The organism is Aeromonas sp. 602200 (genome assembly GCF_049173895.1).
Classification (GTDB): domain Bacteria; phylum Pseudomonadota; class Gammaproteobacteria; order Enterobacterales; family Aeromonadaceae; genus Aeromonas; species Aeromonas veronii_A.
Window position 1 is genome coordinate 81,372 of record NZ_JAAKSL010000015.1, and the last position, 15,471, is coordinate 96,842.

The following is a 15,471-nucleotide window of genomic DNA, read 5'->3' on the forward strand; positions in this document are numbered from 1 at the left end:
ACTTGCCGGCAGTTACAATATGACCAGTTGCCCCTCGATGGCACCTGCCTGCTGCAGCGCCTCAAGGATAGCCATCAAATCACCGGGGGCGACCCCGACCTGATTGACCGCTCGGACCAGATCGTCCAGAGTCGCACCGGTATCAAACTTGAACATCCGCCCGGGCTCCTGCTGGACATTGATGGTCGAGTTGTTGGTGACCGTGGTCTCGCCCCCTGCCAGCGGGTTGGGTTGAGAGACCTGCTGGTTTTCGGCTATGGTCACCGTCAGGCCTCCGTGGCTGATGGCCGCCGGTTTGAGCTTCACCTGACTGCCGATAACGATGGTGCCGGTGCGGGAGTTGACGATGATCTTGGCCGCCTCGTTGGCCGGGTCCACCTCCAGGTTCTCGATAGTCGCCAGATAGGAGACTCGCTGGCCCGGATCCCGCGGGGCATAAACCTTGACCGAAGTGGCATCGAGTGCCTGCGCAGTATTGGGCCCCACCAGATCGTTGACCACATCGGCCAACCGACGCGCAGTAGTAAAGTCGGGGCGGTTGAGGTTGAAGGTAATCGTATCTCCCTGACTAAATGAGTTGGGCACCTCTCGCTCTACGGTTGCACCATTGGCAATCCGGCCGACGGTCGGAGTATTGACCACCACCTTGGAGCCATCAGCCCCCTCGGCACCCAACCCGCCGACCACCAGGCTGCCCTGCGCGACTGCATAGACCCGCCCATCCAGCCCTTTCAGGAAACTCTGCAGCAGCGTACCACCGCGCAGGCTCTTGGCCTCACCGATGGCAGAAACAGTGACGTCTATGGTCTGGCCCGGCTTGGCAAACGGCGGCAAATCTGCATGGATTGCCACCGGCGCCACATCCTTGATCTTGGGTTTGATGTTGTCCGGCACCTTGATACCAAAGTTGTTGAGCATGGTGCGGAAGGTCTGTTCGGTAAAGGCGTTGTTCTTCTCGCCGGTACCTGGCAGACCCACGACCAGACCGTAGCCGATCAACTGGTTGCTACGCACCCCCTCTACCGAGCTGATGTCCTTTATCCGGGCGGCATTCGCCATCCCCAAAGGCAGCAGACAGCAGAGCAGAGTAACCAAACGGAGTGACTTCATAACATCTCCTAGAGCGGCCACCAGGGACCATTGAAAAAGCTGGTAAGCCATCCCTGTTCCTGGGTATTGGCAAGATCGCCGGTACCACCATAGTAGATACGGGCATTCGCCACTTTCTGGGATGACACGCTGTTATCCGAGGTGACATCCTCCGGTCTAATCAGACCTGTGATACGGATATACTCATTGCCATTGTTGAGCATGATCCACTTCTCGCCCCGTACCAGCAGATTGCCATTGGGCAGTACCTTGGCCACACTGACCGAAATATTGCCTTGCAGGCTGTTGCTCTGATCCGCCTTGGCCTGCCCCTTGAAGGCACTGTTTTGAGCGATGGATGCGGAGAGATCATAGGGGCTGGCAGTGACAGGCACGCCCCCCAGCGTCACCGGATCCAGATTGAACTTGTTATCCTTGCCACTCTGGGTATTTGCCTTCTTCGAGGCGGAAGTGGACTCGGCCAGCTCGATGGTGATGATGTCACCCACCTTGTGCGCCTTGATATCCGAATAGATGCCATTAACCTGATCCGGCTGAAAAATAGCACCCGTCGGTCTCACCGAGACGGGCTCCGACTCCCCGTATACGGGGGAAAACTCGGGGTCATCAGGCCTGGGTGTATTGGGAGTACTGCTACACCCCCCCAACACCAGCAACCCCAGCATCCATACGCTTTTCATCATGGCTCTCCCCATTAGGTCCGCTGGATCAGGAAGGACATCATGCCATCCACCGCAGAGAGGACTTTAGAGTTCATCTCGTAGACCCGCTGAGCCTGGATCAGATTCACCAGCTCTTCGGTGACGTTAACGTTGGAGCTTTCCAGCATCCCTTGCTTCAAGACCCCCATGCCATCCGCCCCGGCAGTTCCCTGAATGGCTGCACCGCTGGACTGGGTTTCCAGAAACATGTTCTCACCCATCGGCTGCAGACCACTGGCATTGACAAAGTCTGACAGGGTGATCTGTCCGACCACTTGAGAAGCACCATCTCCCTTCAACTGTACCGAGACCTGACCATCAGTGCCGACAGTGACACTCTGGGCATTTTCCGGGATCTGGATTTCTGGCTGCAGGGGATAACCGTTACCCGGCGTCACTATGGTGCCTTCGCTGTTAAGGGTGAATTGCCCATTACGGGTATAGGCCAGGCTGCCGTCGGGCAATTGAATTTCAAAGTAGCCACGGCCACTGATCATCAGATCCAGCGAATTATCCGTAGTCTGTACGTTGCCCTGACTGTGGTTTTTCTGGGTAGCCACCACCTTGGCGCCCGCGCCAAGCATCAAGCCGGAGGGCAACTCGGTATCCGCCGACGAACGGCCGCCGGGCTGATTGATGTTTTGATAGAGCAGATCCTCGAAAATGGCCCGCGATTTCTTGAAACCAACGGTGCTGGCGTTCGCCAGGTTGTTCGAGGTGACCGAAATATTGGTCTGCTGAGCATCCAACCCGGTCTTGCTGATCCAGAGTGCAGGATTCATAGGTAACTCCTTGATTAGCTGATACGCAGCAACTGGGTTTGGGCCTCGTCATTCTCTTCGGCCGTTTTCATCATCTTGACCTGGGTTTCAAACTGTCGTTGTAACCGGATCAGGTTGGTCATCTCATCCACCACATTGACATTGCTCCCCTCCAGGGAGCCGGCGATCAGGCCAACGTTGGCAGAGGCAGGCTCATTCTGGCCATCTTTGCGCCGAAAAAGCCCATCCTGGCCCTTCTCTACCGCATCGGCGGCCGGGTTAACCAGTTTGATCCGCTGAAAATCTTCCGACAAATTCGCGGCGGCCCCTTCAGGACGGCCACTGATGGTGCCATCCCGGTTAATCTCCAGCTTCTCCATCGGCATTGGCAGCACGATGGGTTGACCACCGTCATCCACGACGTTCAAGCCGGTAGAGGTCTGTAGGTTGCCAGTCGCATTGACCTGCAGATTTCCCATACGGGTATAGGCCTCCCCCCCCTTCGGATCTTGCACCGCAATCCAGCCGGGACCATCCACCGCCACGTCAAGATCCCTCCCCGTGGTCATCAACATGCCATGCTGCAGGTTCTGGCCGGGACGTTCCGTCATGGCAAATACCCGACTGGGCAGCCCCTCACCAAAGGCCTGCATGCTGCGGGCCTGCTCGAAATCGGATTTAAAGCCGGTGGTATTGGCATTGGCGAGGTTATTACCGCGAACAGCCAGGCTGTTCATGTTCTCTTTGGCCCCGGACATGGCGATATAAAGCAGGTGATCCATGGGATTCTCCGTCAAACAGATGACTCTGACAGCAGAACTGCAATTTGGATGCCAACAGAAGGGGAATGCCAAGCCATTCGACAGTAGAGAACGATAAAAAAACGGGGCACCCAAGGTGCCCCGTCGCCTGAGAGGAATTAACGGATCTGCAAGATGGTCTGCTGCAGCGAACTGTTGACCTCCAGAGAGCGGGAGTTCGCCTGGAAGTTACGCTGGGCAGTGATCAGATCAACCAGTTCGGAGGTCAAATCTACGTTGGATTGCTCCAGCGCCGACGATTTGATGGTACCGAAGGTGCCTGAATTGGGCGTTCCCGGCAAAGCATCGCCGGAGAGCAGGGATTGCCGCCAGGAAGTATCACCCACCTGGGTCAGCCCTTGCGAGTTGGCAAATTTGGCCATGGCCACCATGGCTACCTTGATGGTGGTGGCATTGCTGTAGGTTGCAGAGACAATCCCATCCGGCGTGATCTCGACCTTGGTCAAACGGCCGACAGTGGAACCATCCTGTGACAACTTGTTGACTTCAAACGGTGAGGCATATTGGGTCACAGTGCCGAAAGTGATATCTACCTGCTGGGTAGGATCCGCACCATTGGTAATAATTCCCGCTCCTGCTGCCCCCAACTGCTCCGTTTGGATGTTTGCCGGTGTGGTCGGAGTAATCATTTTACCATCGGCACCAAAGGTAATTCGGGCACCGGCAGGTGCAGGATTCAACCCTGTGGCCATTGTTGGCGTCACCCCTCCGACGATATCGACCGGCTTATCACCTTGATAGAGATACATGCGCCAAGCTGTCGGGCTAGCTGGCTTGGTCAGGTCTGCTGGATCTGCTTCTTTGACAAAATACTGGGTGATAGTGTGAGGTTCACCGAGCGAGTCATAAATCACCACTGAGGTGGATGAGGAGTAGGTTTTGGAATCCTTAGGGTCAAAGGTGGAGGCATCCCCCGCACCATTACCTGCAGGCAGGGGCGATGCGGTGGAAGGCAAGTTGAAACTTGCATCAATCTTGCTGGTTTTGATCGGCTCACCCGCCCGATCAGGGATCTGGATCGGCTTGGTCGCATTGATACTGACCGCCTTGGGTGTGCCATCGGCGTTGATCTCGTAGCCTTGCAGATAGTGGCCCTGATTGTTGACCATATAGCTGTTTTCATTGAGCTTGAATGCACCGGCACGGGTGTAAGTGCGATCCAGGTTGGTCAAACCATCAGAGGTGACAAAGAAGCCGTTCCCCTGAATGGCCAAATCCAGCGCGTTATTGGTAAATTGCAGCGCACCCTGATGGAACTGCTGGGCAACAGCACCGGTCGCCACACCGTTACCGACCTGAGTCTTGGCATTGACAAAGATGGAGTTGGCGTAGACATCCGCAAACTCGGCACGGGACTCTTTAAAGCCCATTGTATTGACGTTCGCAATGTTGTTAGCGGTGACGTTCAAGTCTTTTTGTGCCGCGTTGACACCGCTCAAGGCATTGTTAAATGACATATCCAGCTCCTTAGATCGATGCTGTCGACGTGGTTTTTGACGGAGTAGCCGTCTGGTTTGGATTGGTGCCTGATATTTGCAGGACGGAACTCAGCAGGGTGCTCCCCAGTCCCTTCAAATTAAGCATTGTGGGATTTGTTGCATTCCCCAGGGCAACGCTGTCGACCTTGCCATAAGCGTATGTGGGAATAGTTTCTGCCTTGCCATCCACACTGCCACTGGCCTTGATCACGTATTTGCCTGGCTTGACCCGGTTGCCCGCCTTGTCAGTGCCATCCCAGGCGATCTCCACATTGCCCTTCTGTTCTCCTTCCAGGCTAAATTCCTTGATGACCTGACCCGCCTCGTCTTCAACGATAATCTTGACACCCGCGTATTGATTGGTCGTGCCAACCTGAACGACACCGGAAACAGGGCCCTCCTTGTCCAGATAGCCCACATTGCTGGGCAAGAGTACATTCTGGCCAACCAGAGAAGATGCTTGCAGAGCCTGGCTGGAGATCATCTGCTCATTGAGCTTGCCCATCTGGGTAGACAGACTGCTGATCCCCTCCGAGGTAGACATGGAAGCCATCTGGGAGAGCATCTGGGCATTGTCCACCGGCTTGAAGGGATCCTGATATGATAGTTGCATGGTCAGCAGTTTCATAAACGAAGCCTGATCCAGCTCTTTCTTCGGCGTCGTTGTGGTGCCTGTGGTCTGGGTCGTGGTACGGCCAATGCCGTTCACACTGTTTGTGGTGTCGACCATGTTGCATCCCTCCTATCAGGATTTGCCAAGCTGGAGCGTCTGCTGCAGCATCTTCTTGGCCGAATCTGCAACCTGTACATTGGTCTGGTAGCTGCGCGAGGCATTGATCATGTCAGCCATCTCTTCAACCATGTTGACGTTCGGTTTGAAGATAAAGCCATCCTTGTCCGCCATCGGGTGGTTAGGGTTGTACTCCTTGAGCAGTGGAGCCTTGCTCTCGACAATGCCCTTCACCTCAACGCCGACCGATCCCTGCTTATCTGACATGGCCTGATCGAGCTGAGCGGCAAAAATTGGCCGCCTTGCGTGGTAAGTGTTTTCCACGCTGGAGCTTACGCTGTCCGCGTTGGCCATATTGCTGGCAACCGTATTGAGACGCACGGACTGCGCACTCATGGCCGAGCCGGCAATATCAAAGACCTTGAACAAACTCATCACTGCTCTCCTTTCAGGGCTTTAAGCAGGCCACTGATCTTGCGATTCATAAATTCCAGGGAGGTTTGGTACTCCAGACTGTTGCGCAAGAACTCGCTCCGCTCCTGCTGCACATCCACCGTGTTGCCATCACCCGTATCAGGCTGCAACGGATTGCGGTATTGAACAGTACCGGGGGCATCCATATTCAAGGCAAAGTGCTTTTCACTGGTTGTTACCAGGCCAAAACCCTGTTTATGCTGGGCATCCTGCAATGCCTGTGCAAAGTTGATATCCCTTGCTTTAAAACCTGGCGTGTCCGCATTGGCAATATTGCTGGACAACACCTCGGCACGCTTGGCGCGAACACCCAGCGTGTATTGATGGATACCAAATGCCTTGTCGAATGAAAAAGCCATAGCACACCTCCTGCTTGGTATATTTTTCTTGCAAGAGATGTGCCAGACGATTTTCAAAATATTGCCAGGTTGTCGAGCCTAGCTATGAAAGCCTTTAGACGGAGTGCAAGGATCTGCTGCGCGATAGATAGGAACATGGCGCAATGCCATCACGAATGGAGCTATAAGAATGGAGCCATAAAGAGAGAAGGAGGCACTGTGCCTCCTTCTCTTATAAACAATGTCACCAATCACAACTCATTGAATACCATGGGCTGCAACGTTATTTGACCTTGTAAACAATTCCGGGATTGCACCGAATCATCTCGAATCGGTCAGTCAAACCCGCCAGCGATTCCGACGCTCCCAGCATCAGGTATCCACCAGGATTGAGGCTGGATGCAAACTGGTTGAGGATTTTTGACTTCACTTCCGGTGCAAAGTAGATAAGCACGTTACGGCAAAAAATGATGTCAAATTTACCGAGCAGACTATAACTCTCCAGCAGATTGAGCGGCCGGAAGGTGGTCAATTTTCTGACTCGCTCTACCACCCGCATTTTGTTGTCACCATAGGGCTCAAAAAACATCTTCTTGCGCTCTGGCGACAATCCGCGTGCCAAAGCCAGACTGTCATATACCCCTTCCTTGCACTGATTCAGCATGGTAGTCGATATGTCTGTCCCGACAATCTGCACTCCACCGGGCAAGGTTCCCGGCTTCTTCATCTGCTGCTCCAGCGCCGTCATGGCGATAGAATATGGCTCCTGTCCCGAAGATGAGGCAGCAGACCAAATCTTGACAGGGCGACCACTTTTGCCCAATTCAGGAAAAATCTTGTCGGTCAGCAGCTGGAACGGATATGTATCACGAAACCAGAGGGTCTCGTTAGTGGTCATCGCATCAACAACCGCCATTTTCAGGTCACGCTCTCGTACACTCATTGCACGGGTGACCAGTTCAGACAGACTCTCGATGCCAAACTGTGCCATCAAAGGTGAAAGACGGCTCTTCACCAGATACTGTTTGTTATCACCCAGCACGATCCCGCTCTGAACCGCAAGAAAGTTGCTGAACTGTTTGTATAAGTCATCCGAAAGTGTCTTCATGCAGCTGTTCTTCTTTAAATTAGAGTGCGTTTTGTACGGCTTTGGCCAATTCATCAGGCTGGAACTTGGCAATAAAGTTGTTTGCACCAACTTTTTGCACCATAGCCTGGTTAAATACACCACTGAGCGAGGTATGCAGAATAACATGCAAATCTTTGAGATTGGGATTATTCCGGATCTCGGCAGTGAATGTATAGCCATCCATCTCGGGCATTTCGATATCGGAAATCACCAGCGCAATCTGATCCTTGATAGGGCCATTTTTGGTCATCTCCAGCAGCATGTTCAATGCTTCGCGGCCATCTTTTGCCAGCACGCATTCAACTCCGATCGCCTCCAGCGCACGCTGTACCTGTTTGCGCGCAACCGAAGAGTCGTCAGCAACCAATACGGGACGTCCCAAGGTCGGATGCTCGACACTGGCCTCCACCAGCTCCTGGCTGACCTCAGTAGAAACCGGAGATATTTCGTTGAGAATACGTTCAACGTCGAGGATCTCGACCAACTCGCCATCAACCTCGGTAACCGCCGTCATATAGTTGATGCGACCAGCCCCCTTGGGGGGAGGAAGGATAGATTCCCAGTTCATATTGATGATGCGCTCGACCGAGTGCACCAAAAAACCCTGAATGGAGCGGTTGTACTCGGAGATGATAATGAAGCACTTGCTCAAATCTTCAATGGGGCGCTTGCCCATTGCCATGCTGAGATCGATGACCGAGATAGTCTGGCCACGAATATGAGCCACTCCGCGAATACAGGAGTTCAACTTGGGCATCACGGTCAAGGGGGGGCACTGCAACACTTCACGCACTTTGAATACGTTGATGCCAAATCTTTGACGTCCATTGAGACGAAACAACAACAATTCCAGCCGGTTTTGCCCCACTAGCTGGGTACGTTGGTTGACCGAGTCCAGGATACTGGCCATAAACACTCCCTAAAAACGCTTGGCATTAATCATGCATGCGTGATGGATTGCGTCAGACTATCGATGTGACAACAAACAGATTCTGAAGCAATCATAGTTAAATATGGTGATATGCGTGAACAACTTATCGACCGACGAGCGAAAATGATTAACCGACTTTTACTCATCAGCCTCTTTTTTGGCAGCATATCCTCGAGCCATGCCTCGGATGTCACAACCTATCTGAGAGAGCAGGCACAAGAGTTCGTTTATGGTCAACTCGATCTGCCGCTGGATGCCAGAGCAGAGGTCACTGCCGCGACCCTTGATGAGAGACTCCCGCTAACCCGTTGCGATGATCTGTTGACCATCAGCTTGCCAGCAAAAATGGAAATTCGTCGTAATACAACTGTTTACATGAAGTGTGAGGAAGAAAAACCCTGGGATGTCTACTTACCGGTAAGGGTCAGTATTCAAAAACCCTTTGTTACTGTCACCGACCCCATTGCCAAAGGGGATCTGCTGAATGAAAGCAAGCTGGTAGTGGCGTTTCAGGATCAAACCCTGATCCGTGGTGACTATCTGACCAACCCGGCCCCTCTGATTGGGGTACGCAGCAAGCGGGAGATCAAACCGGGACAGCCCATCCGCTTGAGCCAGGTTTGCGTGATATGTAAAGGGGATCAGGTCACCCTGACAGCCGAAAACAGCAACTTCCAGATCAAAACCATGGCCCGAGCCTTGCAAGATGGCAGTTTCGGAGAGATCATCAAACTCGTCAATATTCGCTCCGGCAAAACGGTGGAAGGTAAAGTCACAGCAGTCGGTGCCGCATCAGTCACTTTTTGATATCCGGAGCCTGACAATTTTTTTTCTAAAGTTTTGAGCTGCCGCACCGATAAACAGGTAAGCAAACCTTAAAGCAGACGAAGGTAACTAAAATGGCCATCAACAATATCAACAACTTGGCGAATAATCGGTTGCAAAATACCGCTAATAGCCAAGGGACAGGCAGCAAGTCAGTCACCTCATCGCCCGAAAACAAAGCGACCACTGTCAAGCTGGACTCCGTCTCCTTGACCAGTGAGGCGCAACAATTGCAAAAAATGCAACAGAACCTCAATACCGCCTCAACCGGCAACGAGAGCAAGGTTGAACGACTGAAAAAAGCCGTCGCGAGTGGCGAATATCAGGTTAACAGCGACGCTGTAGCCAAGAAGATGTTCAGTTTCGAGGCCAATCTGGACAAAGTTCTGGGATGATGGACTTACCTTCGTTACTGCACACCCAAGATGATTACCTTAGCCAGATGCAAGGCATTCTGGAAGAGGAGTTCAGCTTGCTCGAGCAGCATCAGGCACTGGCCCTGCCTGCACTGACCGAGCGCAAACAGCAGTTGCTTGCTGCGATAGAAACTCTGGACAAGACACTGGCAGAGATGCCGGAACTGGCACTGCAGCTAGCAGCCTATCCCGACGAGATGGCGCAGCTTCGTGCAAAACTGGATGCCTGCCAGGCACAAAATGATATCAACGGTCGCTTGCTTGAATTGAGCATCGTCTCCAACCGTCGTCTGGCAACCTTTCTGAGTCAGTTGCGTGATCGCAACAGCCTGACCTATGACGCCAAAGGCAATACTCGCTCTGGCACCCGCTCTTACGGTATCAAGGCCTGACATCTCTTATCAGGCCTTGCATTTTTGCACTCCGTTTTAAAGCACCAGTCGCAACAACTCTCGCCCGTCCTCACACGCATTGACGCGCAGTACCCCGTCCTCATAGCTCCCGTAACTGGCAGGCAACTCGCCGCGCGGGAAACAGATCGACCCCGGGTTCATCAATACCCGCTCCCCCTGCCACTCCAGCACAGGTACATGGGTGTGGCCGCTCATGAACAGACTACCCGCCGGTAGCTGTACCTCGTCCGGGCGATAAAGATGACCGTGGCTGACAAACCAGCGCCGCTCATCGATCAGCAACTGGTTGTAGGGGGCGGTGATGGGAAAGCGCAACAGCATCTGATCCACTTCGGAATCGCAATTGCCCCGCACCGCGATGATCTGTGGCGCAAGCTCGTTGAGCCTGTCAGCCACTGCCGCCGGGTTATACCCTTCCGGCAGAGGATTACGCGGGCCATGGTTGAGCAGATCGCCGAGCAGCAGATAGTGATCCGGCTGCCAGGAGTCAAGTCGGGTCAGCACCCGCTCCAACGCAATGATGCTGCCGTGGATGTCGGAAATGATGGCAAGTTTCATGAAATGCTCCTCACTGCGGGCTGAAATAGAGATCCTTGGTGGCAATCGTCCCTTTCAAATTCTGGCTGGGCAGCCCTCGCAGCGCGGGATCGACCAGTCTCATCTGATTGTAATGATACACGGGGAGGATCGGCGCCTCCTCAAGCAGCAACTGTTCGGCATGCCGGTAGAGTTCAACCCGGCTCGCGCTGTCCAGCGTATTGGCTGCCTGCTCCAGCATCAGATCAAAGTCGGGATTGCAGTAGCCGCTCTCGTTGCGCAGATCCTGACAACGGAAGCTGCCCAGCATGGCTGATGGCTCCACGTAATCGCCAAACAGGAAGCTTCTGGCCACCTGGAAATCACCGCTATCCTTGGCCACCTGATAGGCGCCCCACTCCAGACTGCTGAGGGTGACCTGTACCCCCAGCTTCTGCCACATGGCGGCAATGGCCATCGCCATCTGCTTGTGGGTTTCTGCGCTGTTGTAGGTAATGCTCAGCTTGAGTGGATTCGCACTGTTATACCCGGCCGCTGACAGCAGCGCTGCCGCTTTGGCCTGGCGGGTTGGCATATCTTCAAGCGCCACAGGCAATATCACCCGGGGGTAACCCGGCATCTCCGGCAACAGCGACCATGCCGCCTGTTCATCCTGCCCGCTCACTGATTCAATGAGCTGCTGTCGATCAACCGCCATGGAGAGCGCCTGACGCACCCGCACATCCTGCAGTTCGGGGCGCTTCAAATTGAACGCATAGAGATAGGTGCCAAACAGCGGCAAGCCCCAGAGCCGCTCCGGATATTCGCGCTTCATCTTCTGGTAATAGCCGAGGGAGACCTTGTTGGTAAGCTGGATTTCACCAGCCTCATAGCGCAGCCGTTCGGCATGTTGCGAGGTGATCGGCAGGTAGGTGACACGCCCGATACGGGTGTGAAAGTCATCCCAGTAGTGGATATTGCGCTCGGCTTCGATCCGCTCGTTTGGCGTCCAGCTTGCCAGCCGGTAGGCACCATTGCTCACCAGCTTGCCGGGCTCGGTCCACTGTTTGCCGAATTTGGCAATCGCCTTCTGATTGACCGGCACAAAGGGGCGCTGACTGATGAGCTGCAGGAAATAGGGAGCCGGCCGCTCCAGGGTGATTTTCAGGATCTGATCGCTTTGCGCTTCAATGCCCAGATTGCCGAGCTCCAGCGCGCCGGCATAGATGGATTGCGCATTGTTGATCCCCGTGGCCAGCAGCAATCCGGCAGAGGGAGAGTTGATGGCCGGATCGAGCAGACGGCGCCAGGCATAGACAAAATCAGCGGCCACCAGCGGCTCGCCATTGGACCACTTCAGTTGGGGGCGCAGGAAGAATCGCCACTCCAGCCCATCTTCACTCACCTCCCAGCGCTGGGCCTGAGCGGGGACGATATGCCCCTGCTCATCTTCGCTGACCAGCCCTTCAAACAGATCGACCAGTACCGCCTCACCCGGAAAACCGGAGCGCACCAGCGCAGGATCCAGCGACTCCGGCTCGGCACCGTTGCCCTTGACCAGGGTTTGCCGATCGGCAAGCAAAGGCTGCTGCTCAACGGTGGTGGCATGGGCCAGGGGCCCTGCCAGCACGGCAAGCAATAGCGGGGAGAGCCAGCGTTGCGCCAGCTTGGGGAAGAAACCATACCTCATGACAAAACCTCGAATAAAACCACTGCAGGAGGGGAAGGCCGACGGCGCGCCTGATGAATGCCTGATACCGCTCTTGTTATCCCCGAAAACGCCCCGTATTGTATCGGGCTTGCCCGGGAGATGGAGTCTTTCGGGTTAATTTTTTCAGGAGTTTTTATGGGTTATGAGTGGCTGGCCCTCGCGTCGGCCAGTTTATGGGCAATTGCAGCGCTAATTTCGGTCAAACCGGCCCGTCATCTCGGCGCATTTGCCTACAGCCGCTGGCGCATGTTTCTGGTCAGCCTGATGCTCGGCACCATGAGTCTGCTCACCGGTGGCTGGCAAACCCTCACCGCAAGCGCCCTGCCCCTGCTCGCCATCTCGGGGCTGGTCGGCATCTTCGTGGGCGATACGGCGCTGTTTGCCTGCATGAACCGGCTGGGCCCAAGACGCAGTGCCCTGCTCTTCTCCTGCCATGCGCTGTTTTCCGCCCTGCTTGGGCTGTGGCTCTTTAATGAACAGCTGACAGGCTGGCGACTGCTGGGGGCCATGCTGGTCTTTGCTGGCGTGATGCTGGCGATCCTGTTTGGCAGACGCAGTAGCAGCAACGAGTGGGAGCAGATCCGTGGCAATCTGGCGCTGGGGATTGGCCTTGGCCTGACGGCGGCACTGTGTCAGAGCGTGGGGGCCATCATCGCCAAGCCGGTGATGATGAGTGGTGAGGTGGATGCGGTGAGTGCATCGGGTATCCGAATGGGCAGTGCCCTGCTGGCCCACTGCGTCCTGCGGCTTGGGCGCTTGCCGCTGGCCATGCCGCTCAAACCGGTCAATCGCCAGATCCTCGCCATGATTGCCACCAACGGTTTTCTGGCGATGGGGCTGGGGATGACGCTGATCCTGATGGCGCTGCGGCAGGGCGAGGTGGGCATGGTGGCCATTCTCTCCTCTACCACACCGGTACTGCTGCTGCCGCTGTTGTGGTGGCACTCGGGGGAGCGGCCATCCATTGCCGCCTGGGCGGGGGCACTGATTGCCACCCTGGGCACCGCGCTGGTGCTGGGTTTCAGCACTCACTGACACCCGGCCCCCCCTGATCAGAACAGGGCAATCTCCTCAGCGGTCAGCTCGCGGTATTCACCGGGTGCCAGATCTTCATCCAGCGTCAAACCGCCCACCCGCTCGCGATGCAAGCCAACGACCTTGTTGCCGATGGAGGCAAACATCCGCTTGACCTGATGGTACTTGCCTTCGTGGATGGTCAGGCGGGCCTCGCACTCGCCGAGAATTTCCAGCTGGGCAGGACGGGTTTTATCGGTCTCGTTACGCAGGTAGACCCCTTCGGCGAACAGCTCGATTGCATCCGGGCTCACCGGATCGGCCAGCCAGACGTGATAGGTCTTGGCACACTCGTGGCGCGGCGAGGTGATGCGGTGGGACCATTGACCGTCATCGGTCACCAGCACCAGACCCGTGGTATCGAGGTCGAGGCGACCCACTACGTGCAGCTTGCCCATCGCCGGTTCATCCATCAGGAAGAAGACGGTCGGGTGATCCGGATCCTCGTTGGAGCAGACATACCCTTCCGGCTTGTGCAGCATGAAATAGCGGTTGCGCTGCTCCAGCGTCAGCAGCACGCCGTCAAACTCGATCTGGCTCTGCTCATTGATATGGAAGGCGGGCTGCTTGACCACAATACCATCCACCATGACCTCGCCCTGACGGATCAGTTTGCCTGCCAGCGAGCGGGTCAAATCGGAACAATCGCACAGAAATTTATCAAGCCGCATTCACAACCTCGGAGTCCAACAAGTAAAGGGGCGTCATTATATCGGGCGGGGGCGACAACGCCACTGTTAAGGGGTTGCCAATTATGACGAACTGGTCATCCGATGTTACACTTCTCCGGTGTGATCCATCCGCACGATACTCATAATAATAAGAGTCAGGAAGCCCTCATGAAGTCTCAAGCATCCTATCCCGTCATTCCCGTCAACCAGCTGAAACCCGGCATGTATGTCATTGCTATCGCCAGCCAGACAGGTGGGATGGAGATCGCCCAGATGGGCTTGGTGACCAGCGTGGCGCAAATTGCCAATCTGGTGCGTCAGGGGGTGCTCACGGTACGCATCGATCTGGCCCGCAGCAAGCTGGGCAGTACCGAGAGTGACGCCGTTACCTCCCCCGATCTCAATGCCAACAGCGCCCAGGTAGGGCGCCGGGCCAGTGCCAACGGCGAAGGACGGGAGCTTAAAATCCGCCGCCTCTATCAGGAAGCGCGCGAGCTGCAAGGCAAGTTCATTCGCCACCTCAAAGCGGGTGAGCCCATCGACATCACTCCGCTCGCCGAAGTCGCCGAGGAGATGGTGGACACCATGTTCACCCATGGCGATGCCATGCTCTGCCTGGCCCGTATTCGTGCCAAGGATGCCTATCTGATGGAGCACTCCATGAACGTGGCCATCCTGCTGGCCAACTTCGGCCGTTATCTGGGGCTGGAGCGCAGCGTGCTCAAGGAGTTGACTCTGGGAGGGCTGTTGCACGACGTGGGCAAGATCATGACGCCGGACGAGGTGCTCAACAAACCGGGCAAGCTGACCGACGAGGAGTTTGCCATCATGCGCCAGCATGTGGTGCATAGCTACGACATTCTCCGCAATACCCCCGGCATCACCCCAACCATGCTGGAAGTAGCCGCCAACCACCACGAGCGGCTCGATGGTACTGGCTACCCGCAGCGGCTGAAGGGGGATGAACTCTCCCTCTATACCCGCATGAGCGGTGTTGTCGATGTCTATGACGCAGTAACTGCCGACAGAGTCTACAAGGCTGGCATGCAACCCACCCAGGCCTTTCGCATTCTGCTAAAGGGAGTCAACCAGCACTTCGATGCCGAACTGGTCACCAAGTTCATCAAGTGCATGGGGGTCTATCCGGTGGGAACGCTGGTACAGCTTTCAAACCAGCGGTTGGCCATCGTGATGCAGCGCAACGAGCAGCAGCCGCTCAAGCCGGTGGTCAAGGTGATCTATCACGCTTCCCAGCGCCACTACCTCGATGTGCAGTGGCTGGATCTGGCCAGATCGAGTGTGAAGGAGAGCATCGAGTGCACGGTCGACCCCAAAGAGTTTGGCATCAACCTCACCAACTTCTTCTAACTCT

18 protein-coding genes are annotated in these 15,471 nt (G+C 55.4%); 5 read left to right on the forward strand and 13 right to left on the reverse strand.

Annotation, left to right across the window (positions count from 1 at the left end):
* Positions 1–12: 12 nt before the first annotated feature.
* The 10 genes from G5221_RS16600 to G5221_RS16645 all read right to left on the reverse strand — a co-directional run bounded on the left by G5221_RS16600 (position 13) and on the right by G5221_RS16645 (position 8,452).
* Positions 13–1,110 carry a flagellar basal body P-ring protein FlgI gene (locus G5221_RS16600; RefSeq protein WP_227340838.1) on the reverse strand — a complete coding sequence of 366 codons (1,098 nt, stop codon included), beginning with the start codon at positions 1,108–1,110 and terminating at the stop codon, positions 13–15.
* Positions 1,111–1,118: 8 nt separating this feature from the next.
* Entirely contained in the window at positions 1,119–1,790 is a 672-nt protein-coding gene (gene flgH, locus G5221_RS16605) for a flagellar basal body L-ring protein FlgH (protein WP_216954403.1), read from the reverse strand.
* Between the two features lie 14 nt (positions 1,791–1,804).
* Entirely contained in the window at positions 1,805–2,593 is a 789-nt protein-coding gene (gene flgG, locus G5221_RS16610; protein ID WP_216954109.1) for a flagellar basal-body rod protein FlgG, read from the reverse strand.
* Positions 2,594–2,607: 14 nt separating this feature from the next.
* Positions 2,608–3,354 (reverse strand): flagellar basal-body rod protein FlgF, encoded by a 747-nt coding sequence (flgF, locus tag G5221_RS16615; RefSeq protein ID WP_005344530.1) that lies wholly within the window; start codon positions 3,352–3,354, stop codon positions 2,608–2,610.
* A gap of 137 nt (positions 3,355–3,491) precedes the next feature.
* Positions 3,492–4,850: a flagellar hook protein FlgE gene (gene flgE, locus G5221_RS16620; protein WP_421173084.1), complete on the reverse strand. Its 1,359-nt coding sequence runs from the start codon at positions 4,848–4,850 to the stop codon at positions 3,492–3,494.
* Between the two features lie 10 nt (positions 4,851–4,860).
* Positions 4,861–5,601, reverse strand: a complete 741-nt coding sequence (locus G5221_RS16625; RefSeq protein ID WP_216954111.1) for a flagellar hook assembly protein FlgD — start codon at positions 5,599–5,601, stop codon at positions 4,861–4,863.
* Positions 5,602–5,616: 15 nt separating this feature from the next.
* A complete protein-coding gene (gene flgC, locus G5221_RS16630; RefSeq protein ID WP_005344527.1) occupies positions 5,617–6,036 on the reverse strand; it encodes a flagellar basal body rod protein FlgC in 420 nt (139 codons plus the stop codon).
* Positions 6,036–6,434: a flagellar basal body rod protein FlgB gene (flgB, locus tag G5221_RS16635; protein WP_005344526.1), complete on the reverse strand. Its 399-nt coding sequence runs from the start codon at positions 6,432–6,434 to the stop codon at positions 6,036–6,038. The genes flgC and flgB overlap by 1 nt, the downstream gene beginning before the upstream one ends.
* Before the next feature lie 262 nt (positions 6,435–6,696).
* Entirely contained in the window at positions 6,697–7,521 is an 825-nt protein-coding gene (locus G5221_RS16640; RefSeq protein ID WP_005344525.1) for a CheR family methyltransferase, read from the reverse strand.
* A 19-nt stretch (positions 7,522–7,540) separates the two neighbouring features.
* Entirely contained in the window at positions 7,541–8,452 is a 912-nt protein-coding gene (locus G5221_RS16645) for a chemotaxis protein CheV (protein ID WP_005344523.1), read from the reverse strand.
* Positions 8,453–8,596: 144 nt separating this feature from the next.
* On the opposite strand from G5221_RS16645, the gene flgA reads away from it, so the two are divergent.
* The 3 genes from flgA (at position 8,597) to G5221_RS16660 (ending at position 10,106) form a co-directional block, all read left to right on the forward strand.
* Complete coding sequence (flgA, locus tag G5221_RS16650; protein ID WP_216954405.1) at positions 8,597–9,280, forward strand: flagellar basal body P-ring formation chaperone FlgA; 684 nt, start codon at positions 8,597–8,599, stop codon at positions 9,278–9,280.
* Positions 9,281–9,372: 92 nt separating this feature from the next.
* Positions 9,373–9,693, forward strand: coding sequence for a flagellar biosynthesis anti-sigma factor FlgM (flgM, locus tag G5221_RS16655; RefSeq protein ID WP_005344518.1), 321 nt, complete (start codon positions 9,373–9,375; stop codon positions 9,691–9,693).
* A complete protein-coding gene (locus tag G5221_RS16660) occupies positions 9,690–10,106 on the forward strand; it encodes a flagella synthesis protein FlgN (RefSeq protein WP_040066163.1) in 417 nt (138 codons plus the stop codon). The genes flgM and G5221_RS16660 overlap by 4 nt, the downstream gene beginning before the upstream one ends.
* 36 nt (positions 10,107–10,142) lie before the next feature.
* On the opposite strand, the gene yfcE is transcribed toward G5221_RS16660, so the two are convergent.
* Both yfcE and G5221_RS16670 read right to left on the reverse strand, forming a co-directional pair.
* Positions 10,143–10,685 (reverse strand): phosphodiesterase, encoded by a 543-nt coding sequence (yfcE, locus tag G5221_RS16665; RefSeq protein ID WP_421263594.1) that lies wholly within the window; start codon positions 10,683–10,685, stop codon positions 10,143–10,145.
* Positions 10,686–10,695: 10 nt separating this feature from the next.
* Positions 10,696–12,333 (reverse strand): peptide ABC transporter substrate-binding protein, encoded by a 1,638-nt coding sequence (locus G5221_RS16670; protein ID WP_421173086.1) that lies wholly within the window; start codon positions 12,331–12,333, stop codon positions 10,696–10,698.
* 156 nt (positions 12,334–12,489) lie between these two features.
* Here G5221_RS16670 and G5221_RS16675 point away from each other — a divergent pair, with 156 nt between their 5' ends.
* Positions 12,490–13,389: a DMT family transporter gene (locus tag G5221_RS16675; RefSeq protein WP_108542279.1), complete on the forward strand. Its 900-nt coding sequence runs from the start codon at positions 12,490–12,492 to the stop codon at positions 13,387–13,389.
* Positions 13,390–13,406: 17 nt separating this feature from the next.
* Here the strand turns inward: G5221_RS16675 and rsuA are convergent, their stop codons facing one another.
* On the reverse strand, positions 13,407–14,099 hold the full coding sequence (gene rsuA, locus G5221_RS16680; RefSeq protein ID WP_108542280.1) for a 16S rRNA pseudouridine(516) synthase RsuA: 693 nt from the start codon (positions 14,097–14,099) through the stop codon (positions 13,407–13,409).
* A gap of 168 nt (positions 14,100–14,267) precedes the next feature.
* On the opposite strand from rsuA, the gene G5221_RS16685 reads away from it, so the two are divergent.
* A complete protein-coding gene (locus G5221_RS16685) occupies positions 14,268–15,467 on the forward strand; it encodes an HD-GYP domain-containing protein (RefSeq protein WP_421231558.1) in 1,200 nt (399 codons plus the stop codon).
* Positions 15,468–15,471 lie beyond the last annotated feature (4 nt).

Coding starts and splice junctions, on each gene's coding strand:
- flgH (WP_216954403.1), bottom strand. CDS start 1,790: ATGAAAAGCGTATGGATGCTGGGGTTGCTGGTGTTGGGGGGGTGTAGC.
- G5221_RS16685 (WP_421231558.1), top strand. CDS start 14,268: ATGAAGTCTCAAGCATCCTATCCCGTCATTCCCGTCAACCAGCTGAAA.
- G5221_RS16625 (WP_216954111.1), bottom strand. CDS start 5,601: ATGGTCGACACCACAAACAGTGTGAACGGCATTGGCCGTACCACGACC.
- flgC (WP_005344527.1), bottom strand. CDS start 6,036: ATGAGTTTGTTCAAGGTCTTTGATATTGCCGGCTCGGCCATGAGTGCG.
- flgM (WP_005344518.1), top strand. CDS start 9,373: ATGGCCATCAACAATATCAACAACTTGGCGAATAATCGGTTGCAAAAT.
- G5221_RS16675 (WP_108542279.1), top strand. CDS start 12,490: ATGGGTTATGAGTGGCTGGCCCTCGCGTCGGCCAGTTTATGGGCAATT.
- G5221_RS16640 (WP_005344525.1), bottom strand. CDS start 7,521: ATGAAGACACTTTCGGATGACTTATACAAACAGTTCAGCAACTTTCTT.
- yfcE (WP_421263594.1), bottom strand. CDS start 10,685: ATGAAACTTGCCATCATTTCCGACATCCACGGCAGCATCATTGCGTTG.
- flgE (WP_421173084.1), bottom strand. CDS start 4,850: ATGTCATTTAACAATGCCTTGAGCGGTGTCAACGCGGCACAAAAAGAC.
- flgA (WP_216954405.1), top strand. CDS start 8,597: ATGATTAACCGACTTTTACTCATCAGCCTCTTTTTTGGCAGCATATCC.
- flgB (WP_005344526.1), bottom strand. CDS start 6,434: ATGGCTTTTTCATTCGACAAGGCATTTGGTATCCATCAATACACGCTG.
- flgG (WP_216954109.1), bottom strand. CDS start 2,593: ATGAATCCTGCACTCTGGATCAGCAAGACCGGGTTGGATGCTCAGCAG.
- G5221_RS16660 (WP_040066163.1), top strand. CDS start 9,690: ATGATGGACTTACCTTCGTTACTGCACACCCAAGATGATTACCTTAGC.
- G5221_RS16670 (WP_421173086.1), bottom strand. CDS start 12,333: ATGAGGTATGGTTTCTTCCCCAAGCTGGCGCAACGCTGGCTCTCCCCG.
- flgF (WP_005344530.1), bottom strand. CDS start 3,354: ATGGATCACCTGCTTTATATCGCCATGTCCGGGGCCAAAGAGAACATG.
- rsuA (WP_108542280.1), bottom strand. CDS start 14,099: ATGCGGCTTGATAAATTTCTGTGCGATTGTTCCGATTTGACCCGCTCG.
- G5221_RS16645 (WP_005344523.1), bottom strand. CDS start 8,452: ATGGCCAGTATCCTGGACTCGGTCAACCAACGTACCCAGCTAGTGGGG.
- G5221_RS16600 (WP_227340838.1), bottom strand. CDS start 1,110: ATGAAGTCACTCCGTTTGGTTACTCTGCTCTGCTGTCTGCTGCCTTTG.